At 68.8% G+C, this 23,975-nt stretch carries 22 protein-coding genes and 1 pseudogene; 6 read left to right on the top strand and 17 right to left on the bottom strand.

The genetic code is table 11. The features are described from left to right. Positions 1-160 precede the first annotated feature (160 nt). The 5 genes from IE157_RS04800 to IE157_RS04780 form a co-directional block, all read right to left on the bottom strand. Positions 161-862: a TetR/AcrR family transcriptional regulator gene (locus IE157_RS04800; protein ID WP_193519252.1), complete on the bottom strand. Its 702-nt coding sequence runs from the start codon at positions 860-862 to the stop codon at positions 161-163. Positions 863-946: 84 nt separating this feature from the next. After that, positions 947-2,323, bottom strand: a complete 1,377-nt coding sequence (locus tag IE157_RS04795) for a D-serine ammonia-lyase (protein WP_193519251.1) — start codon at positions 2,321-2,323, stop codon at positions 947-949. Between the two features lie 45 nt (positions 2,324-2,368). Beyond that, on the bottom strand, positions 2,369-4,225 hold the full coding sequence (locus IE157_RS04790) for a bifunctional sugar phosphate isomerase/epimerase/4-hydroxyphenylpyruvate dioxygenase family protein (RefSeq protein ID WP_193519250.1): 1,857 nt from the start codon (positions 4,223-4,225) through the stop codon (positions 2,369-2,371). Further along, complete coding sequence (locus IE157_RS04785) at positions 4,222-5,163, bottom strand: shikimate dehydrogenase (protein WP_193519249.1); 942 nt, start codon at positions 5,161-5,163, stop codon at positions 4,222-4,224. The genes IE157_RS04790 and IE157_RS04785 overlap by 4 nt, the downstream gene beginning before the upstream one ends. 74 nt (positions 5,164-5,237) lie before the next feature. Then, positions 5,238-6,140, bottom strand: a complete 903-nt coding sequence (locus tag IE157_RS04780; protein ID WP_318281319.1) for an IclR family transcriptional regulator — start codon at positions 6,138-6,140, stop codon at positions 5,238-5,240. 147 nt (positions 6,141-6,287) lie between these two features. Between IE157_RS04780 and IE157_RS04775 the strand changes: the two genes are divergently transcribed. Continuing rightward, positions 6,288-7,748: an MFS transporter gene (locus IE157_RS04775; protein WP_193519248.1), complete on the top strand. Its 1,461-nt coding sequence runs from the start codon at positions 6,288-6,290 to the stop codon at positions 7,746-7,748. 159 nt (positions 7,749-7,907) lie between these two features. On the opposite strand, the gene IE157_RS04770 is transcribed toward IE157_RS04775, so the two are convergent. The 4 genes and pseudogenes from IE157_RS04770 to mgtE form a co-directional block, all read right to left on the bottom strand. Further along, the gene (locus tag IE157_RS04770; protein ID WP_193519247.1) at positions 7,908-9,149 is read right to left on the bottom strand and encodes an MFS transporter; all 1,242 of its coding nucleotides are present in this window, start codon (positions 9,147-9,149) and stop codon (positions 7,908-7,910) included. A 520-nt stretch (positions 9,150-9,669) separates the two neighbouring features. Continuing rightward, on the bottom strand, positions 9,670-10,755 hold the full coding sequence (locus IE157_RS04765) for an alkene reductase (RefSeq protein ID WP_193519246.1): 1,086 nt from the start codon (positions 10,753-10,755) through the stop codon (positions 9,670-9,672). A gap of 73 nt (positions 10,756-10,828) precedes the next feature. Next, positions 10,829-11,383: pseudogene (locus IE157_RS04760) on the bottom strand (aldehyde dehydrogenase family protein); the annotation flags it as partial. Positions 11,384-11,437: 54 nt separating this feature from the next. Continuing rightward, positions 11,438-12,799 (bottom strand): magnesium transporter, encoded by a 1,362-nt coding sequence (gene mgtE / locus IE157_RS04755; RefSeq protein WP_318281318.1) that lies wholly within the window; start codon positions 12,797-12,799, stop codon positions 11,438-11,440. Positions 12,800-12,979: 180 nt separating this feature from the next. Here mgtE and IE157_RS04750 point away from each other — a divergent pair, with 180 nt between their 5' ends. Then, positions 12,980-13,417 (top strand): PaaI family thioesterase, encoded by a 438-nt coding sequence (locus IE157_RS04750; RefSeq protein WP_064846888.1) that lies wholly within the window; start codon positions 12,980-12,982, stop codon positions 13,415-13,417. 308 nt (positions 13,418-13,725) lie between these two features. Here the strand turns inward: IE157_RS04750 and IE157_RS04745 are convergent, their stop codons facing one another. Both IE157_RS04745 and IE157_RS04740 read right to left on the bottom strand, forming a co-directional pair. Next, complete coding sequence (locus tag IE157_RS04745) at positions 13,726-14,004, bottom strand: amidohydrolase family protein (RefSeq protein WP_318281317.1); 279 nt, start codon at positions 14,002-14,004, stop codon at positions 13,726-13,728. Positions 14,005-14,207: 203 nt separating this feature from the next. Then, a complete protein-coding gene (locus tag IE157_RS04740; RefSeq protein ID WP_318281316.1) occupies positions 14,208-14,777 on the bottom strand; it encodes an MFS transporter in 570 nt (189 codons plus the stop codon). Positions 14,778-14,977: 200 nt separating this feature from the next. Here IE157_RS04740 and IE157_RS04735 point away from each other — a divergent pair, with 200 nt between their 5' ends. Beyond that, on the top strand, positions 14,978-15,169 hold the full coding sequence (locus IE157_RS04735; RefSeq protein ID WP_035965649.1) for a hypothetical protein: 192 nt from the start codon (positions 14,978-14,980) through the stop codon (positions 15,167-15,169). Between the two features lie 90 nt (positions 15,170-15,259). Further along, complete coding sequence (locus tag IE157_RS04730) at positions 15,260-16,591, top strand: MFS transporter (RefSeq protein WP_193519244.1); 1,332 nt, start codon at positions 15,260-15,262, stop codon at positions 16,589-16,591. A 124-nt stretch (positions 16,592-16,715) separates the two neighbouring features. Here IE157_RS04730 and IE157_RS04725 read toward each other — a convergent pair whose 3' ends face one another. After that, positions 16,716-17,027, bottom strand: coding sequence for a WGxxGxxG family protein (locus tag IE157_RS04725; RefSeq protein WP_064845415.1), 312 nt, complete (start codon positions 17,025-17,027; stop codon positions 16,716-16,718). Between the two features lie 547 nt (positions 17,028-17,574). Between IE157_RS04725 and IE157_RS04720 the strand changes: the two genes are divergently transcribed. After that, positions 17,575-18,012 (top strand): FAD-dependent oxidoreductase, encoded by a 438-nt coding sequence (locus IE157_RS04720; protein ID WP_193519243.1) that lies wholly within the window; start codon positions 17,575-17,577, stop codon positions 18,010-18,012. Here the strand turns inward: IE157_RS04720 and IE157_RS04715 are convergent, their stop codons facing one another. The 5 genes from IE157_RS04715 to IE157_RS04695 form a co-directional block, all read right to left on the bottom strand. Further along, positions 18,013-18,915 carry an FAD-dependent monooxygenase gene (locus IE157_RS04715; RefSeq protein ID WP_193519242.1) on the bottom strand — a complete coding sequence of 301 codons (903 nt, stop codon included), beginning with the start codon at positions 18,913-18,915 and terminating at the stop codon, positions 18,013-18,015. It abuts the gene before it with no gap. Then, positions 18,912-20,642 carry a choline/carnitine O-acyltransferase gene (locus tag IE157_RS04710; RefSeq protein ID WP_193519241.1) on the bottom strand — a complete coding sequence of 577 codons (1,731 nt, stop codon included), beginning with the start codon at positions 20,640-20,642 and terminating at the stop codon, positions 18,912-18,914. Before IE157_RS04710 ends, IE157_RS04715 begins: the two co-directional genes overlap by 4 nt. Positions 20,643-20,727: 85 nt before the next feature. Further along, entirely contained in the window at positions 20,728-21,930 is a 1,203-nt protein-coding gene (locus IE157_RS04705) for an aminotransferase-like domain-containing protein (RefSeq protein WP_193519240.1), read from the bottom strand. A 43-nt stretch (positions 21,931-21,973) separates the two neighbouring features. After that, complete coding sequence (locus IE157_RS04700) at positions 21,974-22,603, bottom strand: TetR/AcrR family transcriptional regulator (protein WP_193519239.1); 630 nt, start codon at positions 22,601-22,603, stop codon at positions 21,974-21,976. Between the two features lie 110 nt (positions 22,604-22,713). Next, positions 22,714-23,385: a DedA family protein gene (locus tag IE157_RS04695; protein WP_035965656.1), complete on the bottom strand. Its 672-nt coding sequence runs from the start codon at positions 23,383-23,385 to the stop codon at positions 22,714-22,716. Positions 23,386-23,491: 106 nt separating this feature from the next. Between IE157_RS04695 and IE157_RS04690 the strand changes: the two genes are divergently transcribed. Then, positions 23,492-23,938 carry a pyrimidine dimer DNA glycosylase/endonuclease V gene (locus IE157_RS04690; RefSeq protein WP_035965658.1) on the top strand — a complete coding sequence of 149 codons (447 nt, stop codon included), beginning with the start codon at positions 23,492-23,494 and terminating at the stop codon, positions 23,936-23,938. Positions 23,939-23,975 lie beyond the last annotated feature (37 nt).

Here is a 23,975-nt window from a genome sequence, read left to right as displayed (position 1 = left end):
CGGAAGTTCTCTGGTGGGTGCGTCGCGCGGGGCGGCGGCTGATCGGTCCATGGGTGCTGTGCGGTTGTCGACGACGCCGCGGCGCCGGTCTGCGGTCTCGGGCCCCGGCGTCGGGGGCTCGCCGGTGGTGCTGGTCAGGGTTTCGGATCGGTACGCGGCATCAGGAATCGAAGCCCCGCCCCAGGACGCCGAGTGCGGTGGTCAACAGTTCGTCCCAGATCCGGCGGCCTCGCTCGTCCAGCTCGCCCCCGGTGCGCGCAACCCATTCGTCGAGGCACTCAGCGAACGAGTTGATGAGCGTGGTGGCGACTAAGTGCGTCTCGAAGGACGAGTGCTGCGGCAGCCTTTCGCGCAGCACCTCGTTCAAGCGGTCCACGGCGGTGCGGGTCACCCTGAATCCCCACAGCGAGGCCGCGGGGGTGTCCTGCAGGTCCACGGAGAACACCGGTTGGAGTTCCTCGATCAGGGTGTGGGTGCGCAGCGATCCGATCAACTGCCGGTAGACGTCCCCCAGGGAAACGTCCGACGACGCCGCGTGGCCCGCCTCCGACGTATCCGGTTCCGGGAGGTCCTGCAGCACCCGGTTGATCAGCCCTGCCACGAGTTCCGAGAGGTACTCGAACACCGCATCCTGGGCCGAGGGGAAGTGGTTGAAGATGGTCCGGCGGGAGACCCCCGCCCGCGCGGCCAACTCGTTGACGGTCACGCGGTCGGTGCCCAGCTCGGTGGCCAGTTCACCCGCGGCCGCGATGATGGCCCGCCGATTGCGCAGCCGGATGGCTTCGCGCTTGTCCTTGGGCTCCCCCGATCGGGGCTCACTCGGACGGTCGTCGGCGCATCCGGACAGCAACGTGGTCAACACGTGATCCATCGTACGGCAGTAATTGCACTGTGTGCATCTTCTGGGAAGGAGACTCTCATCGCCTCATTGTCAGGACGGGGAGAGTCAGTGTTTGATGTGTCCGCAGTCGGAGGGTCGGCCCTCGGAGCGTCCTGCGAGGTATCCCGCCCGCACGTGATCCGGGAGCATGCCACCACCGGTGAGCCAGGCCAGATGCGTGGCCCCGCCGGGGATCTTCATCGGGCTCTCCCCCGCTCCCTCGTGGGCGACGCGCCGCAGGGCGTCCAGGGCCGCGGCGGCCGAGGGCTCCACCACCATGCCCTCCGCGCCATGCAGGCTCCTGACCTGGGACAACATCGCCTCGTCCGTGCACGTGACGTAACCGGCGAGCAGCCCTTCCACGGCTCGACCCACGAATCCGGAGGCCCGCCCCACCGCGAGCCCGTCCGCCACCGTGCGGGTATCCAACCCCAGCTCCGCCACCGAGATCCCGTCATGACGACCCGTGTACACACCCAGGAGCATGCAGGGTGCACGGGTGGGTTCCACGAACACACAGTGCACTGCATCCCCGAATTCCCGTTTCAATCCGTAGGCCACGCCGCCCGGGGCTCCCCCGATGCCACATGGGAGGTAGACGTACAGGGGATGCTCAGCGTCCGCAGCGACACCCAGGTCATGTAATTGCCGGGCCACCCGCGCCCCCGCCACGGCGTACCCCGCGAACAGGCTCAGCGAGTGTTCGTCGTCCACGAAGTGCACCGATTCGTCCGCCTCGGCGGCCACACGCCCCGCCGCGACGGCTTCCGTGTAGTCGGTGCTGTGTTCCACGACCTCCACTCCCCGCGAACGCAGCAGATCCTTCTTCCACTGTTGCGCGTGTACGGACATGTGCACCGTGGCCCGCAGCTCGAGCGCCGCGGCGATGATCCCGATGGACAGCCCCAGGTTTCCCGTGGAACCCACGACCACGCGGTGCTCCCGCATGAGCCGGCGGAAGGGCTCGGCCCCGAACACGGTGTAGTCCGGTCCGGGCCGCGGTGGTTCCGGCAGCAGGCCGTGGCGCACCGCGAGCGTCTCGGCGTACTGCAGGACCTCGTGCACCCCGCCACGGGCCTTGATGGAACCGCTCACGGGGAGGATGTCGTCACGTTTGAGCAGGACCCGCCCCGTCCGGATACCGCTAACGCGCTGCCACTCGCCGGCCTCGTCCAATGGCGACTCGATGAGCCCCCGCGCGGGCGCGGTCTCGGGGAAGGTCGCCGCAATCCAGGGCCGGAACCGCTCGAGGCGCGCCGCGGCGTCGTCGACCAAGGCCGGGTCCACCCCGGAAGCCGCCAGCCCCCGGGCGCTGTCCACCGCGGGATTCCACCATGTCAGGGGTTCCTCCCGGGCCAGCCGGGACAGCACGGGATCCGACGCACCCCTTGACCCGTGCTGCCTCGGCGGCTCCGCGGTGGGTTCGATCTCCGGCGTATCCATGGCCCCATCATGGCGCGGCATGCTCTCACAGGCCACCGACCGGGCTCAGCCCCCGAACTCCCGGTACTGCGCGGCCAACCGGACGGGAGCATTGGGGGCGCCGAAGCCCTCGTAGCCGCCGCGGCGTTCCACGACCTCCACGAACACCTCGCCCAGCGTGGCCGTGTAGAAGTGCAGGAACTCCCCGTGCTCGTCCCGGTCGTAGAGCAGCCCGTGGGATTCGAGCTCGGCCACGAACTCAGGATCCAGGTCGAAGCGGGCCACGAGGTCCTCGTAGTAGTTGCGCGGCACGGGCAGGAAGGCGAGCCCGCGGCGTCGTGCCCGGCGTGCCACCGCGACGACGTCCGAGCACGCGAGCGCCACGTGCTCCGGGTAGGCCGCGCCCGTGAAGGCGCCCTGCTCCGCGGCCATGGGCGCCACGTTGAGGGGGATCCGCACGGTGTTGCCCTCCGAGCGCATGACCTGCGAGCGCACGAGTCCGGACGGCCCCGCGACCTCTTGCGAGGACGTGGGATGCAGGTTCAGCAGGGACGTCAGGAACAGCACCGCCTCGTCGTAGTGCTGCCACGGCTGGGCCAGGTTCACGTGGTCCACGCCCGTGATCAGGGCGCCCGACGCCGCGTCGTCCTGGTCCGCGCCGAACTCCCCGAGCCACGGCGGCACCCCATGGTTGCCGTGCGGGCCGAAGAATAACTCCGTCCCGTCCGGCGCGAGCACGCCGTGCAGCACGGTCTCGTCCGGCTGCTGGGCGCGATCCACGGCCCGGGCGAGCAGGCGTTCCGCGCGGTACGCGGCGAGGTCGGGGTCCGCGACCTGGAAACCGAGGGCCGCGAGCCGCGTGGGCTGCACGGTGGCCCCCGGGTCCTCCGAGACCACGATCCGCACCGGCCCCTGCGTCCACGCCTGGACCGAGTCCTTGGAGCGGTGGTGCCCGGCCAGGGAGAACCCCAGCTGATGTAGCAACCGGGTCACGCGCCCGAGCTCCCGGGTGCGCAGCTCCACGAAGTCCCAGTCGTCGGGGGTCTGCGGAGCGGGCAGATCGGTGAGCACGAGCGGCTCGCGCTCGGGTTCCCCGCCGGCGTCGCGCACGGCGTCCGCGGTCTGGTCCTCGAGCCAGCGCAGGGACCGCAACCCGTCCACGGCCGTGCGATAGACGTCCGCCTGCCGGAACGAGTCGTTGAAGATCTCCAGGGACACGGGCCCGGCGTACCCGCACTCGTGCAGGCGGCCCAGCAGGTCCACCAGGTCGAAGTCCCCCTCACCCGGGAAGACCCGGTGGTGGCGCGACCACGAGAGCACGTCCTGTTGGAGCAGGGGCGCGTCCGCGAGCTGCACGAAGAAGATCTTGTCCGGGTCGCACTTTTCCACCCCGGCCACGGTGTCCCCGCGGGAGAAGATGTGGAAGCTGTCCAGGCACGTCCCGACCCGGGGGTGGTCCGCGAGTCCCACGATCCGGTGTGCGTGGCGCCAGTCGTTGACGTGCGCGCCCCACGCGAGAGCCTCGTAGGCCAGGTCGATCCCGTATTCGTCGGCGACGTCGCCCGCGGACCGCAGCTGCTCGGCGATCGCCTGGTCGTCGTCCAGAACACCGGTAGCCACGTTCGAGCACACGAGCAGCACCGTGGTGCCCAGCCGGTTCATGAGTTCGCACTTGGCGCGCAGTCGGCGCAGGGAATCCGGGAACGCCTCCGGGGCCACCTCCACGCCGTCGCGGAACGGCTGGTACATGTCCAGGGAGAGCCCCAGCTCCGCTGCGAGCTCTCGGAGTTGTTCGGGCGACGACGGCGAGACCACCAGGTCCGGCTCGAAGACCTCGATCCCGTCGAACCCGGCGGAGGCCGCCGCCCGCATCTTCTCCTCGAGGGTTCCGGACAGGCACACCGTGGCGATACTGGTCCTCACAGGGCACCCTCCTGTTTCTCGTGGCTACGCTCACCCTCGGGAGCGGACGCGGGGACGGTAACGGCGTCGTCGCCCTGGCCGGTGAGCTCCAGGAAGTGCCGGCGCATGCGGGCACTGTCCGGGGCGACCCCCGTGATCAATGCAAATGCATCTACCGCTTGCCCCACGGCCATGTGTCCACCGTCCAGCACCGAGCACCCGAGAGCCCGCGCCGCCCGTACCAGGGGCGTCTCGAGCGGAAGGTAGATCACGTCCGCGACCCAGTGCTCCGGTCGCAACAGACCCACGTCGAAAGGCGTCCCGGGGTGATGGTGCATCCCCACCGGGGTCGCGTTGACCACGCCGTCAGCCGCCGCGATGTGCTCCGTGGCCTGTTCGGCCGTGGCGGCTTCCACCACCGCGTCCGGATAGCGGGCGGCGAGTTCGTTCGCTCTCTCGGCGGCGCGGGCCACGTCCACGTCCACGAGACACAGCCGCTGCGCACCCAGGGACAGCAGGGCCTCGGCCACCGCGGACCCCGCCCCGCCGGAACCGAACTGCACCACGGACCCCACGGTCACGCCGGGCAGACCGTGCCCGAATCCGGTGGTGAACCCCGAGCAGTCCGTGTTGTACCCGATGAACTTTCCTTCCCGGATGAGCACCGTGTTCACGGCCTGGATGGCCTCGGCGCGCGGATCGATCTCGTCCAGGTGCTCGAGTACGAGCTGCTTGCACGGGTGCGTGATGTTGAAGGCGTTGAACCCCAGATCACGCCCGGCCCGCAAGAGGTCCCCCACACTCGTGCCGGGGCGTCCGATCACCCCCAGGTCCACGGGGCGGTAGAGGTAGCGCAGACCGTGCCGGTCCGCTTCGGCCTCGTGCATGGGCGGGGTGAGACTCTGGGTGATGCCGTCGCCGATCAAACCCACCAGGTAGGACTCGTTGCGAGTGGACATGGGACTCCTTCCGGGGAGTGTGTGCCGTGGTCAAGAGGTGCGAATTCAGGGCCCGTGGAGCCCGGACTCGAACATCAGCTGCGCTGCGGGAGCACCACCGCGAGTCGGTCCGCGGCCTCCCGCAACAGGGGGACGTTCTGGATGAGCTCAGTGGGATCGCACCGGTGTACGGGCGCGGCGAGCGCGAGCGCCGCCTGGAGGGGAGCACCTGGGGACATGACGGGCACGGCCAGGGCGGCCATACCGTCGTCGTGCTCCTGGTCCTGCAGGGCCCACCCCTGCTCCCGGACCTGCGTGAGGATCGCGCGCAAGCGCTCGCGGTCGGTGAGCGAGCGCTCCGTGCGCGCGCTGAGGTCGAGGGACGCCACGAGGTCCTCGCGGACGTCCGGTGCGGTGAAAGCCAGCAGCACCCGGCCGAGCGCGGAGGTGTGCAGCTCCCCCCGGTCCCCCGGGTCCGTGGTGATGCGGTGGTGCGGGCCGTCCACGGTGTGCACGGTGAGGAAACGGTCCCCGTCCAGCACGGCCAGCAGACAGCTCTCACCGGTCGCCTCCACGACCTCCCGCATGACGGGCAGTGCGGTGCCGGCGTAACCCCTGGCCGTGGCCGCCTTCTGTCCCATCGCGAAGAGCAGCAGACCCAACCGGTACTGCTTGGTCGCGGGCTCGTACTCCGCGTACCCGGCGTCCACGAGGGTGCTCAGCAAGCGGTAACACGTGCTGAACGCGTAGCCGGAGTCCGCCACGAGTTGCCCGGCGGTCGCCCCGTGGGGGTACTCGGCCAGCATCTCGAGCAGCGCGAGCCCCTTGCGCACGGTTCCCGAACGGTCAGCGGCCCGGGACCGGCTACCGGCCCCACCCTCCCCGGACTCCCGGCCCGGTTTTCGGTCGCCTTCTCGCTCCGGTTCCCGGCCGGATTCCTGCTCCGGTTCCTGGGCCGCCGACGCCGCGACGCGCGGCTGCGATGCGCTGGGGCTCACGCTCAACTCCTGATTCGCTGACGGACATTTTTCTCGACCACTTGACGAACAGTGTGACCCACACCATTCTTGGTTTCAAGTATTCGGAAGTGATTTTCATTATTTGGCAATTGCCAACGCGATGACGCCCCACGGAAGGACCCGCTCATGAGCACGACCCCAGGACCGGATCAGCCGATCCACCCGCCGGCCCCGGCGGCGTCGGCGTCGTCGGCGTCGTCGGGACAACTGACCGACTCACGCCCCGAGAACGTCAAGACCCCCAAGAAGGCGGCGCTGGCCAGCTGGATCGGCTCCGCGCTCGAGTACTACGACTTCGCGGTGTACGGCACCGCGGCGGCGCTCGTGCTCAACCACTTGTTCTTCCCCAAGGACGCGTCCCCGGGTGTGGCCATCCTGTTGGCCATGGGCACCGTGGGCGTGGCCTACGTGGTGCGGCCGCTGGGGGCGCTCATCATGGGCCCGCTCGGTGACCGGATGGGACGCAAGTTCGTCCTGATGCTGACCCTGTTCATGATGGGCGGCGCCACGTTCCTGGTCGGGTGCCTGCCCACGTACGACCAGGTGGGCCTGTTGGCACCCGCCCTGCTCGTGCTGTGCCGCGTGATCCAGGGCCTGTCCGCCTCGGGTGAGCAGGCCAGTGCCATCTCCGTGTCCCTGGAGCACGCCGACGACCGCCACCGTGCGTTCACCACCTCGTGGACCCTGCAGGGGACGCAGTTCGGCACCCTGCTGGCCACCGCCGTGTTCATTCCGTTCACTCTGTTGCTGAGTGAGGAGCAGCTGTTCAGCTGGGGCTGGCGCGTCCCGTTCTGGATCTCCGCCGTGGTGGTCCTGGTCGCCTACCTGATCCGCCGTCACCTGGAGGAGCCGCCTGCCTTCGAGGACGCCCAGGCCGAGACCCCCGGCGAGAAGCCCGCGACCCCGCTGGCCCTGATGCTCAAGTACCACAAGGCCGCCGTGATCCGGATCGCCGCCGCCGCGCTGATCAACACCGTCAACGTGGTGTTCCTGGTGTGGTCCCTGTCCTTCGCGACCTCGGTCGTGGGCCTGGAACGCTCCACCATGCTGTGGGTGTCCGTGCTCGCCAACTTCGTGGCCCTGTTCACCATCCCCGCGTGGGCGCTGCTCGCGGACCGGGTGGGCCGCAAGCCCATCTTCGTGATGGGTGTGATCGGTTCCTCGCTGCTCATGTTCCCCTATCTGGGCGCGGTGTCCTCCGGTAACTGGGTCCTGATCTTCCTCCTGGGTGCGGTGCTCTCCGGCGTGTTCTACTCCATGGCCAACGGCATCTGGCCGTCCTTCTACGCCGAGATGTTCCCCACCCGGGTGCGCGTCTCCGGGCTCGCGCTGGGCACGCAGATCGGCTTCGCGATCTCCGGCGGCGTGACCCCCTTCCTGGCCACCGCCGTGGCCGGCACCGAGGGCGACGCCTGGCTCAACGTGGCACTCGTGGTCTGCGCCGCCGGTCTGATCTCGGTGATCGCCGCACTCACGGCCAAGGAGACCAAGTCCCGTTCGCTGCGCAACATCGACGACCTGCACACCAGCCGCACGGAGGCTCTCGAGGTCGTGGCACTGGACAAGCGCAACGCCGCGGGCCGCTGATTCCGGGCTCTGGTCATCGCACTGCCATTCCGTTGAAGGCGCGGTCGGGAGCTCCCCGGTCGCGCCTTCCGTCTGCCCGCCGTCAGGTGCGGTGGGTCGCGGAGGCGGCACAGCGTCGTCGTCCGAGCACGGGGACGACGACGCCGCGCGGCCCCGTCCTCAGACGTCCCGGCGGCGTCCGGGCGGGCGGGTCGCGTGGATGGCGACCGAGACCAGCAGGGCGGCCACCCCGGCCCCGAGGGTGAGCAGGAACCCGTGCCGCGGCACGACCGACAGGACCCCGCCCAGTGCCGAGCCGAAGGAGACCCCCAGGACCAGGCAGGTCGTGAGCATGGTCATGACGCTCGCGATCCGGTGGGACGGGGCCACGCGCTCACCGCGCGTGTAGGCGCTGACCAGGATGGAGCCGACGCCCAGGCCGATCACCGTGAACAGCAGCGCCAGACCCACCGAGCCGGGGACCGGCAGCAGTAGGACGGACACCAGCACCACGAGAAGTGCTCCGCCGGCCACGCGCCATGCGAGCGGCACGCGCTCCGGGAGCCGGGACACCAGCACGCTCGCCACGGCGCTGCCCAGCCCCATGAAGCCGTAGATGATGCCCGTGTAGGCATCGGTCCCTCGGGCCGCGTTGATCGCGGTGAGTGCGGTCTGCGTGGAGCCGAAGACCGTGCCCACGCACAGGCACGCGAGCATGGGCGGGAGGACGGCCTTCAGGCGGATCCGTGGGGCGGTGCCGTCGGTGGGGGTGGGCGTCTGCGCGTCCACCCTCATGCCGCGGCGGCTCACCAGGTAGGCGATGAAACACCCCTGACCCACCACGACCCACGTCATGAGCACCAAGAGCGCCGGATTCGGGCCGAGTACACCCACCAGGATCCCGGCGATCACGGGCCCCAGGATGAAGCTGATCTCGTCGCACGCGGTCTCGTACCCCAAGGCCTTGCCCACCAGGCCGGGGGTGTCCCGGCGCCTGGCCAGGGCGGACCAGCGGGCCCTCGCGATGGCTCCCACCTGGGGGTTCGCGGCGCCGACCACCGCGGCGCACACCAGGATCAGTGACCGGGGCGCGTCGTGAAGGACCACGGCGAGCAACGATCCCATCCCGAGCAGTTGCACCACGGTGGCCGCGAGCACCACGGGCAGGGGTCCGAAGCGATCCACCAACCGCCCGATCACGGGCGCGCCCACGGCGGAACCGAGTCCCGCGGCGGCCACGGTGATCCCCGCGAGCCCCAGGCCCAGACCGGCCCCGCTCACGTACAGCAACAGACCCAATTGCACCGTGGCGGCGGGGAGCCTGCCAACCAGCGCGGTGATGAGGAAGGGCCATCCGCCCGCAGCCGCGAGGGACAGTGAGTCCCGGGCGGGTTCAGGGACGGCGGGTGGGCGAGTGCTCACGGATTCTCCTGGGTACGACCGACGCCGCGCACCCGACCACACGCGCGGATAATCCCCTGACGACACCTCGATGTTACCCGGGGGCCATCGGGCCGCGGTCTCTACTGCACCCTCGTGGCCCAGCGCGCCAAGTCGGCCCAGGTCCGAGGCAAGCGCTTCGTCCACGTCGACTGCACGGAGTATTCCCGGCCCATCCTCGAACGGACGGGCCTGATACCGATCACTTCGGTCACCGCCGCGACGTGGCGCCGAGGCTGATGACAGGGCAATTCGTCGAGCCCGAGCGGTTGTTGGGGCCGATCAAGGGTCAGCTATTTTGTGCAGTTGACGTAGTCGAGGAATGCGAAGTGGAGCAAAAGCAGCATCACCCCCCGCGAATCGGCATTTGCTCAGCTAAAGCAGGGGGGTCAGCCGCTCGTCCGAGGGTCCCCGGGCTGAGGCGCCAGTCACGACCCAAGAAACGCAGGAGGGTGGCAGCCGTCCGTCCAGACGGCTGCCACCCTCCTGAAGGAACCCGTGCCTACCGGGCCGCCACCTTCGCGAACGGGTAGTCCACGTACCCCTTGGGTCCGCCCACGTAAAAGGTCGTGGGATCCGGGGTGTTCAGCTCCAGCCCGTCACGCCAGCGCTCCACCAGGTCCGGGTTGGCGATGAGCTCACGGCCCACCACCACGCCGTCCGCGAGATCGGCGCTCATGATGTGCTCCGCCTCCTCGAGTTCGGTGACCACGCTGAAGCCGCTGTTGAGGTAGAACACACCCTCGAAGTCACGGCGCAGGTCCCGCACGAACTCCCCGTCCACGTCCTTGTGCAGCACGGACAGGTACGCGAGGTCGAGTCCGCGCAGACCGGTGAGCAACGCGTCATAGGTGGCCACGACGTCGTCGTGGTCGTCCTCGATCGCGCCCTGGACGTTGTGCTCGGGCGAGATCCGCAGCCCCACGCGCTGCCCGCCGATCTCCTCGGCGACGGCGCGCACCACCTCGATCACGAACCGTGCCCGGTTCTGCGGGGAGCCGCCGTACTCGTCGGTGCGGTGGTTGGAGGACGGGGCGAGGAACTCGTGGAGGATGTAGCCGTTGGCGCCGTGGATCTCCACGCCGTCGATCCCGGCGTCCACCGCGCGGCGGGCGGCGGCGACGAACTCCTGCTTGATGCGGGGCAGCTCGTCGGTCTCCAGGGCACGGGGCGTGGGCATGGGCTGCTTGCCGCTGGGCACGTGCACCGCCTGGTCCACACCGATCGCACTGGGGGCCTCGGGCAGGGGGCCGCCGGTGAGTTCGGGGTGGGAGACCCGCCCGGCGTTCATGATCTGCAGGAAGATCACGCCGCCCTTCTCGTGTACGGCGTCCGCCACCCGGGACCAGCCCTGGGCCTGCTCGGCGGTCTCGATGCCGGCCTGACCCCAGAACCCGCGGCTCGTCACGGCCGGGAACGTCCCCTCCGTGACCACGAGGCCCGCGGACGCCCGCTGCGAGTAGTACTCGACGTTCATGTCCTTGGGTACACCGTCCGCGTCGGAACGCATCCGGGTCAGCGGCGCCATGGCCACACGATTGGCGAGCTCGAACTTTCCTACGGTGATCGGGTCGAACAGGGTGGGCATATGTTTTCCTTCGTCGAAAGCTGTTGGTACTTAGTCAGTACCCACAACATCCTTCCCCCGCACACCATTCCCGAGGAAGGCTTTCAGAAGGGTCGCCGGAGGAGTTGCCGCAGCCCTTCTGCTCCTGGCCCACCAACGGGTTGCCGTACTGCAGCTTGTTCTGCAGCGGACCCAGGACGTTCTGTTCCTCACGGCCATTGCCCATGGGCATCTGCTGCGCCACGCCGACGAGCGCCTCGCACACGGAGTCGTAGACGTCCTCGTGGACGTAGAGGCGCGTGAGCGCGGCACACATCTGGCCCGTGTTGATGAACGCACCCCAGAACAGGTCCCCGGCAATGGCCTGCGGGTCCACGTCCGGCAGCACCACACCGGCATCGTCGCCCCCGAGCTCGAGGGTCAGTCGTGCGAGCCCGTCCGCGGCCGAGCGCATGATCGCCTGGCCGGTCTTGGTGGAGCCGGTGAACATGATCTTGTCCACACCGTCGTGTTCGGACAGCGCCTTGCCCACCTCGCCGCCGCCGGGCACCACGTGCAGGACGTCCGCCGGGAGCACCTGGTTGAGCACGTGGATCAGGCCCAGCACGGACAGCGGGGTGTACTCGGAGGGCTTGACCACTGCGGCGTTGCAGGGCGCTCCGGGCACCGGGGTGAATGGCTCCGGCCTGGGGGTGCTCCCGCTCTAGGCCAGCCCCAGCATCGCCCGGGCGATCAGGAAGTAGACCACGAGCCCGGCGGCATCCACGAACGTGGAGATGAACGGGTTGGAGAACACGGCCGGGTCCGCCCCGATGGCGCGTGCGATCAATGGCATACATCCCCCCACGGTGGCGGCCAACGTACACAGGGCCAGCAGTGTCAGCCCGATCACCGCACCGATGTCCCACCCGTAGATCAACCCCACGATCACGAATCCCAGTCCGCCCAACAACAGCCCCAGACACAGTCCCACGCGCATCTCGCGCAGCATGACCTTGACGACGTCCCGGGTGTGCACGTCCCCCAGGGCGAGCGCGCGGGTCAGGGATGTCGCCGCCTGGTTACCCGTGTTGCCGCCGGTGCCCGTGAGCAGCGGGATGAACACGGACAGCACCACGAGCTGTTCCAGGGTGGACTCGAACGTCTCCAACACCCGTACGGTGAGCACGGCGCTGACCGCGAGCACCAACAACCACACCACGCGCGAGCGCACGAGCCGTAACACGGGGGTGGACAGGTACGGCCTGCGCAACGGCTCGGAACCGCTGAGCCGCGCCTGGTCCTCGGACTCGGCGTCCTCGAGAATGTTCAGGGCGTCGTCCACGGTGAGCACGCCCACCAGGCGTTCCTCGTCGTCCACGACGGGCAGGCTGAGCACCCGCAGGGCCGCGCACTGGCGCGCCGCCCGCTCCCGGGGTTCCGTCGCGGACACCCGGTCCGCCTCCTCCATGACCTGTGAGACGAGGGTGTCCGGAGGGGCTGCCATGAGTCGCTGCAGGCTAGTCACGCCCAGGAGCCGCCGCTGCGGATCCGTGACCATGACCGTGTACACATTGCGGGTGCGTTCCAGTTCCCCGCGCACCCGTTCCAGACTCTCGGCGCACGTCAGGTCGGGGTGGGTCGTGACGTACGAGGGGTTCATCCGCCGCCCGATCGAGTTCTCCGGGTAGCCGAGCACCGCCGCGGTGAGCTCGCGCTCGGAGGGCGGCAATCCCTTCAACAGCCGGGTGGCCAGGGCCGCAGGCAGTTCGTCCAGCAGACTCACGCGATCGTCGGTGTCCAGGGACTCGACGACGCCCGCGACCTCCTCGTCCCGCAGACCCGTCACGAGTTCGCGCTGCAGCGGCGCGTCGAGACGTTCGAACACGGGCACCGCGCGGTCCTTGGCCAGCATCCGGTAGGCGACGGCGCGCTGGCGCACTCCCAGCCGCTCCAACAGGTCCACGACCTCCCCCACCGTGAGCTCCGCGAGCAAGCGTGCCACCTCCGGCAGGTCCTGGCTCCCGATGGCCGATTCGACGGCGCGGAAGGGCCGTTGGACCTTGACTTCGTGGACACGGCTCACGTGCCACCCCTTCCTGGTCATTGGACGGCACCGACGGGACGCGGGAGCCGTTGCCAGCCTGTCAGAAATCGGACGCGCCCGCCCAGTGGTGGCCGCACTCTAGAGTGTTCTCGTATCGCCCCACCCCGCACCCGGGAGTGGTCCTCCAGGCCCGGCCAGGCCCCGCACCGAAGGGTGACCGTGTACGCAGACCCCACCGACATGACCGCCATCCGTGAACTCCTGCACGAGATCCTGCGCAACGATCCCGCACCCCTGCACCTGGGCATGGACCTCGGTGAGATCGAACAGGGCCGAGTGACCATGTCCATGACCGTGTCCGACTTCATGGCCAACGGCCACGGTGTCTGCCACGGCGGATACCTGTTCACCCTGGCGGACACCACGCTCGCGTACTGCTGCGCGACCGCCGGCTCCCCCATCCTCACGCGCAACGCCGAGATCACGTTCACGGCTCCCGCGCACAGCGGCCAGGTGATCACCGCGATCGCCACGCGCCGGGTGAGCTTCGGCAGGAATCAGATCTGCGACGTCGTCCTGGAGGCCGACGGGCGCGTGATCGCCTACTTCACGGGGCAGGGCACCACCCCGCCGCAGCCCAAAGGTACGGTGAAGTGACGGGCCGGACACTGTAACGCCCACCGCTGGAAGTTCTCGGGCACGCCGAGGCCACGTTCGACCCCGTGAGGTAGCCTCGGCGTGCCTCAGACTTTGGTGCGGGCTCGCGAATGACGCGCGGATGCGGCGTCGGCACTGGAACGCCGCGCCGTCACCGCATGACAGACCGGAACGGCGCTACACCCGCCCCCGGTGCACGATGCGACCGTCGTGGTTCACGCGCTCCTGGCCCAAATTATTGATGTGCGAATTTCCGAGCTCCTACACGAACGCGGTCGAGGACGCCGCGATGAGGTCCAAGACTTGCCTCACGGCGCGGTCCCCGATCCCGTGGATCGCCACCCACTCACCCACTCCTCCGCCTCAGCTTCCTGTGCGGCCTCGCGGATCGCTTTGACGACATCGTTCGCTCGCGGTGTCACGGGCGGCCTGCAATCCGCCTTCATGGCCAGGCAGGCATATATCCCGGAATGCCCGTGTGACTCGATGAGCCCCAGCATGAGGTAACGCCCACCCGCATCCACGACGGGTGCACCCTCCGGGGTGCGGGCGCGCGCCTTATCCGCGTCACCCACGAAGGTGATCACCCCATCCTCGACCACGACCCCCAGGGGTCACGGCTAAACCGGCCGCCGGGTTGGTGCACCACGGCGGTGACCACGGTGAGGTTCCGGACGGGGTGTTCACTCATACTCTGTTCCTCTTTCGTCGCTGGTTTCCGCCCGAGGTGTCAGGTGACGCCGCGAGCGGTGTTCTGGGCGGGCCGGGCCTTCCGCCGCGCGATGGCCGACTAGCGGACCTTGACCGGGAACAACTGGGGCAGGACGGTGCCCACGGGGGCGTACGGGATGGAGGCGAAGCCGAGTCCCAAGATCATGGCCACGGTGATCAGGGCGGTGTCCCGGGTGCCCACGAGCCAGAAAATGGGGAAAGCCACGAGCGCGGCGATCGCGTAGCCGACGGCCTCCACGATGGACGGGGAGGTCTTGTCCGCGAGGGCCACCACGGCGGCCACGATCATGGAGGACAGGATGGTGCCAGTGGGCGAACCCAGCTGCACCACCGCGCTGGAGAAACCGCGCTTGTGCTCAGGGGCGTTCTCCACGGCCAGCAGGGTGGCGCCGCCCCATTCGCCGCGGACCGCCATGCCCTGCACGAACCGCAGGACGGCCAGCGCGGGGTCCTCGCCGCCGAAGAACAAGGGCGCGAAGACGATGGAGGCGGTGGGGCCGAACAGGAAGAAGTCGTACCACTCGGGGGACGTGCCCACATAGGCGCCGATCAGCGCTTTGCAGGCCTTGCGGGGGTCGTGTTCTCGGGCCGCGGGATGCCCCGTGGGACCTTCGGTCGTGCTGGACATGACAACCTCTGGACCAGGGAAGTGGTGCCGTTGCCCCGGGACCCGCTCATACGAGCACCCGGAACAGTGGCCGCGATTATTTATGTGACCAGGGTCCTACACCGGAGCTTTTCGGCGGGTTCAAGACTGGAAGGGGTCCGCCCGAAATTCGCTGCCGCGAGACGGTTGTCGCGTCCCGTGGCAAGTGGTCGAATGAACGCATGAGTGAAAACAGCATCTGGGATGCCCTGGAATCCGCACGCGACAAGGCCAAGGAACGGGAGCAGGAGGAGATGCAGCGCGTCGAGGACGCGGACAACCACGAGCAGCAACGCGCCGCCAGCTCCCGCGTGGCAGCACGCCAAGCCGTGCGCGAGACGCTCGACGACATTCTCGCGCAGCGGGAGGGGTGAGGGGTTCACGGAGGGGGTGAGCCCCCCAGGCAACCTCGTGCGGCGCGGGGAACGGTTCCGTTCCCCGCGCCGCCGCGCCATCTGATATTGATGCTGGGGACGCACATCGACCGAGGAGTCCCCACGAGCACGCATCACTTCATCCGAGCACGGCTGCCGTGGGTGGTGGCCGGGATCATCCTCGTGGCGCTGAGCTTGCGCGGGCCCATCATCGCGCCCACGCCCGTGATCACGAACATCCAGGCGGACATCGGCCTGTCTTCGGTCGCGGCGGGGCTGCTCACGGGACTCCCGGTGTTCCTCTTCGCCGTGGTCACCCCGGCGGCCTCCGCGGTCATCCGACGCGCGGGCCCCGAGGCCGCCGTCCTGCTCTGCCTCATCGGTGTCCTAGTGGGCACCATCATCCGTTCCCTCGGCTCCACGCCCCTGCTGTTGGTGGGCACCGTGGTCATCGGGGCGTCGATCACGATCGGCAACATCGTGATCCCGGTCATCATCCGCCGCGACGTCCCCTGGCGCCAGGTCTCCGTGGTCACCGCCGCCTACTCCGCGGCCCTCAACGTGGGGTCCATGATCACCGCGCTCGGCACCGCGCCGCTCGCCGCCGCCCTGGGGTGGCGCTGGGCCCTCACGGCCTGGGGCGTCCTGGCGCTCGCCGGCATCGGCTACTGGCTCCTGCTTTCACGACGCCGCTCCGGCAGCCCCGGCGACGACGCCGCCTCAGCCGCCCACACGCCGTCGTCCCCCGACGCCCCCGGCTGCGGCGCGGCCCCCAACCCCCACGCGCCGTCGGCCCCCGAAACTTCAGAGGCCCCCGCGGAGATGCTGCCGCCAGCGGAACCCGACACCGCTCACGCGACGGGGCGTGTGCGGCGCATCGGCTGGTTGCTCGCGCTGGCGTTCTGCGGGCAGGCCATGGCCTACTACTCGGTGACGGCGTGGCTACCCGCGTTGCTCGCGGACACGCGGGGGTTGAGCTTGGCGAGTTCCGGGGCCTCGGCGTCGCTGTTCCAAGTGGCCGCCGTCATCGGGGCGTTCGGCGTGCCCCTCCTGGCCGCACGGGCGCCCGCGTGGGTTCCGGTGGCACTGATCGGAGCGCTGTGGATCACCCTACCCATCGGCCTGATGCTCGCGCCGGGGTGGTTCATCGCGTGGTCGCTCATCGGCGGGGCGGCCCAGGGCGGCGGTTTCACGGCGATCTTCTCGATCGTCGCCCGCGTGGCCCGCTCCTCCGCCGAGGCGGCGCGGATGTCCGCGCGGGTGCAGGGTATCGGCTACCTCGCGGCCACGATCGGGCCACCCCTGGCCGGAGGTTTGAACACCGCGACCGGGGCGTGGACGGCGCCCCTGCTGTTGGTGCTCGCCACGACCGTGGTGTTCACGGTGGGCGGGGTGTTGGCGGCGTTCAGGGCGCGGTCGTGAACACCACGACATGACAGCGCGCGTTCCACTGCAGTTGATGTTGCGGATACAGGACTGGGGCCCACTCACGAATGAGTGGGCCCCAGTCATCAGGTCCTGGATCTAGAACCTACGGAACGAGGTCTCAGCGACCCGGGTGGGTGGTGCCGTCCACGTTGGTGGTCCCGGTGTCGCGCACGGTGCTGGTCCCGGTGTCGCGGCGACGATCCGTAGTGTGGTCGACGTGGCGATCGTTGTGGACGGTCTTGTTCTTCTTCAGCAAACCAGCCAGACCCAAGAGACCGACCAGACCCCACAGGCCGGCGTTGCCGTTGTCGTCGTTGGTCTGCTGGCTCGTGGCGGGAGCCGGGCTCTCCTCGGCGGCGATGGCGGGGGCCGACACACCGGTGAGGATTGCGAGGGACAGGGCAGCGGTAGCAGCGGTCTTACGCATCATTTTGCACTCCTGGCTGGGAAAGGAAGCACCATCATTTGACGGCTTAATAAGCACCCTACCTTAATTGTGTGTCTCCGACGACCGGCCGGTGAGGAATATATGCCGTGGCGGGCCGGGAATAACAGCATGGATATTCGATAAGGTGGCGCATTGATTTCGCACCCTTGGAAATACGCTCTTAACTGGCCTAACGAGCCCCCCATTATGACTTCGCCACCTCTCGCGGGCAACAGTGTGCTCTATTTATATTCGGGAATAATCGGAGGCGAGTCCGAGAGCTTGATTCTCCTGGCCGGGCCCGCCGGAACACCGGCGCGTACTGTATCACCCAGGTGAAGCGGCGATTTCCTTAAATTTTCCCGGATACACGCGGGCGAAGAGGATGAATCGGGAATACATATACGATTTCGTCCTCGCGCCCCCAGCACCGATGATCGAGGAACGCAGAGGGCATTCCCCTACCCCCCTCCGTAACCTCACCCGTCCCGGACCAGCGCACCCCCTTCCCCGGGTAGTTTCAAGATCAGTTACCCCGGGAGGAGCTCACATGTCCCAGCGCATCGCCATCATCGGCGCGGGAATCGGCGGTCTGACCCTTGCCATCGATCTGCAGCGCAAGGGGTTGGACGTCCGGATCTACGAACAGACCGCTGTCCTGCGGGAGGTCGACGCCGCCGTCCCCCACCACGGCCAGGGTGCGAACCAGTCCATCGAGGACGCGATCGTCCTCTCCGACCTACTCTCCAGCACGACCGACTGGGACCATGCGCGTGCCGAGTACGAGCGGCATCGTCGTTTCCGTACCCGCAAGATCGTGGACGCGTCCGTCACCGTGGGTGAAATGCTCCACCTGCCCGACGGCGCTCGCGCCCGGGAACGCAACACTCGCCTGGCCTCGCCGGACGCCTTCGACCGGCACCTGGACTGGATCCATTCGTTCCGCGCCGATGAGCAGGTCCCGGAAGCCCCGGCCGTGGGTGGGTGATCAGGAAGGGCGTCGCGCCCAGCGCGGCGCCCGCTCCGGCCGCGGTCCTACGCCCACCGCCAACGCCGGGAGCGCACTGAGCCACGGCACCTGCCGCACGACCTTCACGACCCACGACGGCGGCCGCAGGTCCCTGCCCCGGATCGCCGGCATGATCAGTGCCGCGTGCAGGATTCGCTGCATGCCCTGGATGACCACCGTGGGCACCATGCGGCGTCGCTGGATCCGCGCCAACGCACGCGCCTCCGCCCGCCCGGATGCACCGCCAGAACGCAGCAGCGGAGCCAGAATGCGGGCCGCAGCCACCGCGTCCTGCACCGCCAGATTGATCCCGACGCCGCCCACCGGCGACATCGCGTGTGCAGCGTCCCCGATGCACAGGACCCCCGGGGCGTGCCAGCGGCGCAGCCGGTCCAGGCGCACGTCGAGGTGCTTCACGTCCGCCGTGGACCCGATCCCGGTCACCCCGGCGGCCGCCTCCGGGAAGAGCTGCGCGGCGTCGGCCCGGAAGGCGTCGAGACCGCGGGCGCGCACGGCGTCGTCGGCACCCTTGGGGCCCAGCTGCGCGACCTGGATGTAGCCGTCGCGCGGGATGCCGATGGCCACTCGCCCCTTCTCCCACGTCACCCCGGTGACCTCGGGGTCCGGGAGGTCCACGTGGGTGACCCTGGAATGCGGAATGGCCTCGAAACGATCGACGAGACCGAGATCGTCGAGCAGGGCCAGAGTGGTGGGATGCACGGTGTCCCCGCGGAAGTCGCGGAGGAAGTCCGCGTGCTTCTCCAACACCGTGACCGCCACACCCGCACGCGCCAGTAGGAGACCCAGCACCAGGCCGGCCGGACCGCCGCCGACGATGGCGCACGTGGTGCGAACGGTGGGCGGCTCCGCGGGCGTCGTCACCCCGCCAGCCCCTTCACGAATCCCCAGAACGTTTCCGCGCTCACTGTCAGATTGTGCGCGAAGGCCTCCAGGTCCTCACTCGAGTCCCGGCGGTAGTTCACGCAGAACTCGTAGCCGTCCGTATGGGTCGTGTACGTGACACCGAAGCCCTCGGGTGTGGTGGGCGCGAACGCGTAGCGCACGATCGGGTCCGGACCGCCGATGGACGTGGTGGACAGGAAGTCGTGGCGCATGGCCGCGATCCCCGGGGAGTCGAAGAACTCGGACGGCTCCCCCGCCTTCCGGGCCATCATGGCGAGTCCCAACAGGTGGCGATCCACACCGCGGGCGTTCTTGCAGGTCTTGACCCAGCCACGATGTGCGTCCAGGGCCTCCGTGAACAGCTCCTCGGTCGCCTCACCGGCGAGCAGGGCGCGGGCGAACGCGGTGGCCTGCGGGGTCACGGGGCGGAGGCACTCGGTGCGCCCCGCCTGGAACTCACGCATGTCCACCGCTTCATATACACCGCGCGCCGTCCCGTACGTCGCGAGCTGGGCGAGCAACATGATGAATTGCTGAGCGGCGTCGTCGCTGATCCTGAACGGGAGTTCGGCGCGGTGCAGCCGCGGCACGAACACCCGGTGCACGCCCAGCAGCGCGGCCTCCGTGCGGTATTGGGCGACCCGCGCCACGAGTTCGTCACGCAACTGCGGCTCGAGCTCCCACGTAATCGCGGCGGGTTGCGGGGCGTCCGGCAGCGCGGCCTCGTCCGGGATCGTCACGTCCTGCATGGCTCCCGCGACGGCCAGGATCGTGGCCCCGTCCACGGTGCTGTGTTCCACGTGCATGGCCAGCCACGGATCCTCGAGGCACACCTCGTATGTGATCGGTTTGTAGGCCCACGCTTGCCCCACCTCGAACGCGCAGCGCTCCAGGTGCTCCACGACCTCGGCCCGTGCCCCCACGACATTGACCAGGAACACCATGCGGCTGATCCGGTCGTAGATCTCCGCGTTGTCCTCGTTCGAAGTCAACTTCTCCAACAGGGGCGCGGCCGTCTCACTGCCCAGGTAGGACAGCGCCCCGAACGGCAGCTCGGTCTCCCGCGGTTCGTCCCGCTCCACGACCGCGCGCAGCCCCGCGGCCACCGTGCGCAGCGGCAGCGGTTGCCGGTCCTGGGTGCTGATCGTCAGCGCGTACAGCCGGCCGCGGTGGATCACGCCGATCTCCTCCGCTGCCTCGGCCGACCCCGACGACGCCGCTCGCTCCGGTCTGCGGATCTCATCCCGTTCCGCGCGAGGATGCCGCACCCCGCCCGTGAGACATTCCCATTGGGACATACTCACGTCGTTACCGCGGGGATCCACCTCCTGCGGGGTCTCCCCGCGCACCTGCCGTAGATGCACCCACGCCGCCCGGTAGACGAGTTCGGCCGCCCGGCCCAGCCCCGGGGCGCCGAAGTCCCCCGTGATCTGGAATCCCACGTTGGTGGTCAGCGGCAGGGGTGTGCGCACGCTCAGATATCCGTCCAGCCACTCCCGGGACAACCAACTGCGCCCCTCGGCGTCCTCCGCACGGGCGAACTCCTCGAGTGCCGCTTGTAACCGCGGGCCCTCCCCGGTCCGGAACGCTTCCGCATCACGCCGGGTCCGCTCGAGCGCCGCGCCGTCCACGAGGGGGTCGACGGCGCTCAGCATCCGCTGCAGCGTCTCCTCCAGCGGGGGCACGGGAAGGGGTTTGACACCCATGAGGGATCCTTTCGGTCGCGGGAACGGGAGGGTCGGCGCGACGGCGCCCGTGCGGATCCGCCGCGGTGTTCCATGGGGTCGAGGTCTACAGCTCCCCGTAGCGGGCCAGCGCGCGGCCCAGCCGCTGCACGCCCTCGTGGATCACGTCCGGGGCATGGGTCACGAAGGACAACCGCATGGTGGACTCGTCCGGGTCGTGCGCATAGAAGGAGGCACCCGGGACGAAGGCCACGCCTTCCTCTACCGCGAACGGTAGCAATCGGGCGGTGTCGATCTCGTGCCCCAGTCGGACCCACAGGAACATGCCTCCGTCCGGGCGGGTGATGTGAGCGTCCCGCGGGAGGACAGCCTCGAGTTCCGCGTACATGGCCCGCGCCCGCTCGGCGTAGACGGGACGTACGCGCTCGAGGTGCGCCTCGACGTCGGCGGTTGCAAGATACCGCGCCACGGCCAACTGGTCCGGTACGGGCGACTGCAGCCCAATCGCCTGCTTGGCCACAGTGAGCGTGAACTGGATGGGTCCCTCGGAGCGCATCCACCCGATCCGCACCCCCGGGGCGATGATCTTGGACACCGAGTTCAGCAGGATCGTCTGCGCGGACATCCCCGGAAGGGATGCGATGGGGGCCATGGGTTCGCCCGTGTAACACAGCTCGCCGTACGGGTCGTCCTCCACGAGCGCGGTGCCGGTGCGCAGTAGGACGTCCGCGACGGCGCGGCGTCGTTCCACGGGCATGCAGATCCCGGACGGGTTCTGGAAGGACGGGATCAGGTAGACGAAGGTGGGGTTGTGCTCGGCGATGAGCCGCTCGAGCTCCTCCGGCACCACGCCGTGCTCGTCCGTGGGGACGCCCACCATGTGCGCACCGTTGAGATCGAAGGCCTGCACAGCCGCCAGGTAGGTGGGCCGTTCCACGAGGATCACGTCCCCCGGGTTGACGAGCGCCTGGGCCACCACGAACAACCCCTCCTGGGAGCCCGTGGTCACCTGGACCTGGTCCGCAGTGGTGGGCAGGTGCCTGCTGACCCGACGCGCCGCTTGCTCGCGAAGTTCCAGCTCACCCTCGCTCGAGGCGTACTGCAGCGCGCGTGCGGGGTGGTTCGCGAATACCCACTCGTAGGCGGCCTTGATGTCATCGACCTCGAAGTACGCGGGATCCGGGACACCACCGGCGAACGAGATCACACCCTCCTTGGAGACCACCTCCAACAGGTCGCGCACGGGGGAGGAATCCACCCCGCGCAGACGGTCGGCGATACGGAACGAGAAGGGTTCGAGGGTGCTCATGCGGCCAGTATCCCACCGGCCCCGGAACGGTGAGGGTCCGGGATCACTCACCCAGGGGCGTGCGCGCGCACCAGGCTCTCAGGAGGGCGAGCACGTGACGGTCGAACGCGGCGTCGGCGTCCGTATCGGGGAGGACCGGACGGCTCATCTCGATGGCGATCCATCCATGGACGCCCGCCCAGAGTGTGGCACCGATGACCTCCACGGGGAGGTCATGGAAGATCCCCTTGTCGATGGCCCCGCGGACCAGTCGGTACATGGGTTGCATGGCCGTGTTCGCGAATTCCGCGCGGCTGGATCCCCCGGTGGAACCGTCCCTGCGGGCGCCGATGCAGTCCCCCGCCTTGCCCAGGATCACGTTGTACAGCGCCGGGAACTCCAGGGCCCAGCGTCTGCCGGAGCGGGCGAGTGCGCGCATGTCCGCCACGGGTTCGCCGGTGCGCACGGCCATCTCGTGCGCGCTGAGGTAGCTCACGATCGCTTCCTCCCGCACGGCATCGATCAGGGCGTCCCTGCTGCCGAACATGGTGTAGATCGCGGTGGTGGAGCAGCCGTGCTTGGCGGCCAGTGGCCGGAGGGAAACGGACTCGACACCGCCGACCAGGATCTGTTCGGCGGTGTTCTTAATCAGTGCTTTGCGAGTGATCTCGTCAAATTTTCGGGGTCGGGCCACACGTGCGATCGTACTGGTCAGAGCCTTGTTAGCGCATTAATTATCGAGAATTGCGGGCACTTAGGGGACAACTGTATACCAGTTCGCGACCCCTCGAGGTGCCCCGTGATTCATCCCTCGTGAGCCGAACGACGATTGCGCCGGATCCGCTTGACGACCCACCACACCAGGAACAGCAGGACCGCGATCACCACGATGCGTGAGAACACCCCGGCGTACTGTTCCGCGATGTGCCAGTTCTCCCCCAGGAAGTACCCGGCGAGCACGAAAATGGTGTTCCAGATCAGGGACCCGGCCGCGCTAAGCACCACGAACAGCCCGAACGACATCCGCTCGATCCCCGCGGGAACGGAGATCAGGGATCTGAAGATGGGGATCATCCTCCCGAAGAACACGGCGGCCTTGCCGTGGCGGTCGAACCACTCCTCGGTGCGATCCAGGTCATGCAGATCCACGAGTGGCATCTTGTCCACGATCACGCGCAGGCGGCGTCGTCCCAGTGCGGCGCCGATCCAGTACAGCGCGATCGCGCCCACGACCGACCCCAGCGTGGTCCAGAAGATGGCCCCGCCCAGGCTGAAATTGCCCTGGCTGGCCGTGAAACCGGCGAGCGGGAGGATCACCTCGGACGGCAGCGGCGGGAACAGGTTCTCCAGGGCCACGAGCAGTCCGGCGCCGGGAGCGCCGATGGCTTCCATGACGTCCACCACCCACCCCGCGATACCGGAGAGCTGAGCACTCTCGTCGGCTGATGTGGCGGCCAGGATGGCAGGCAGGGACATGAAGGTGTTCTCCGCACGTGGTCGTCAGGGGTGTGTCCGCCATGCTACGGGAGGAATCTTGGGGTCCGCTTGGAGCTATCGGGGCGGTGCGCGATTGAATGGGGCCATGCGTCTGTGGTCAGTTCACCCGTCCCTGCTGGACCGTCGTGCTCTGGTGGCGTGCTGGCGGGAGGGTCTGCTCGCCCAGAAGGTCCTGCTCGGTCAGACCAAGGGCTACACGCGCCACCCCCAGCTACAGCGCTTCCGCGCCACGAGCGATCCGGTCCTGTCCGTGGCCACGTACCTGCACGGCGTCGCCGACGAGGCCGACCGCCGCGGCTACAACTTCGACCGCACCCGCCTGGCCCGGGAGGCGAGCACACAGCCCATCACGCTCACCGTGACCACCGGTCAGCTGCGCTACGAGTTCGAGTTCCTGCTGCGCAAGGTCCTCGACCGCGACCCCGAGTGGGCGCGATCCGCACTGGACGGCATCGATCCCCATGCCGCTCCCCACCACCCGTTGTTCGTCCCGGTTCCCGGGCCGGTCGCCGAGTGGGAGCGCGTGAAGTAACCGGTTCGGGCCACCGCCGTGTCCGAAATCCGCTAGC

Origin of the sequence: Kocuria marina (assembly GCA_014652975.1) — a bacterium.
Classification (GTDB): domain Bacteria; phylum Actinomycetota; class Actinomycetes; order Actinomycetales; family Micrococcaceae; genus Kocuria; species Kocuria marina.
Note: the sequence above shows the minus strand (reverse complement) of the source record. Positions and strands in the feature narration are given on the sequence as shown.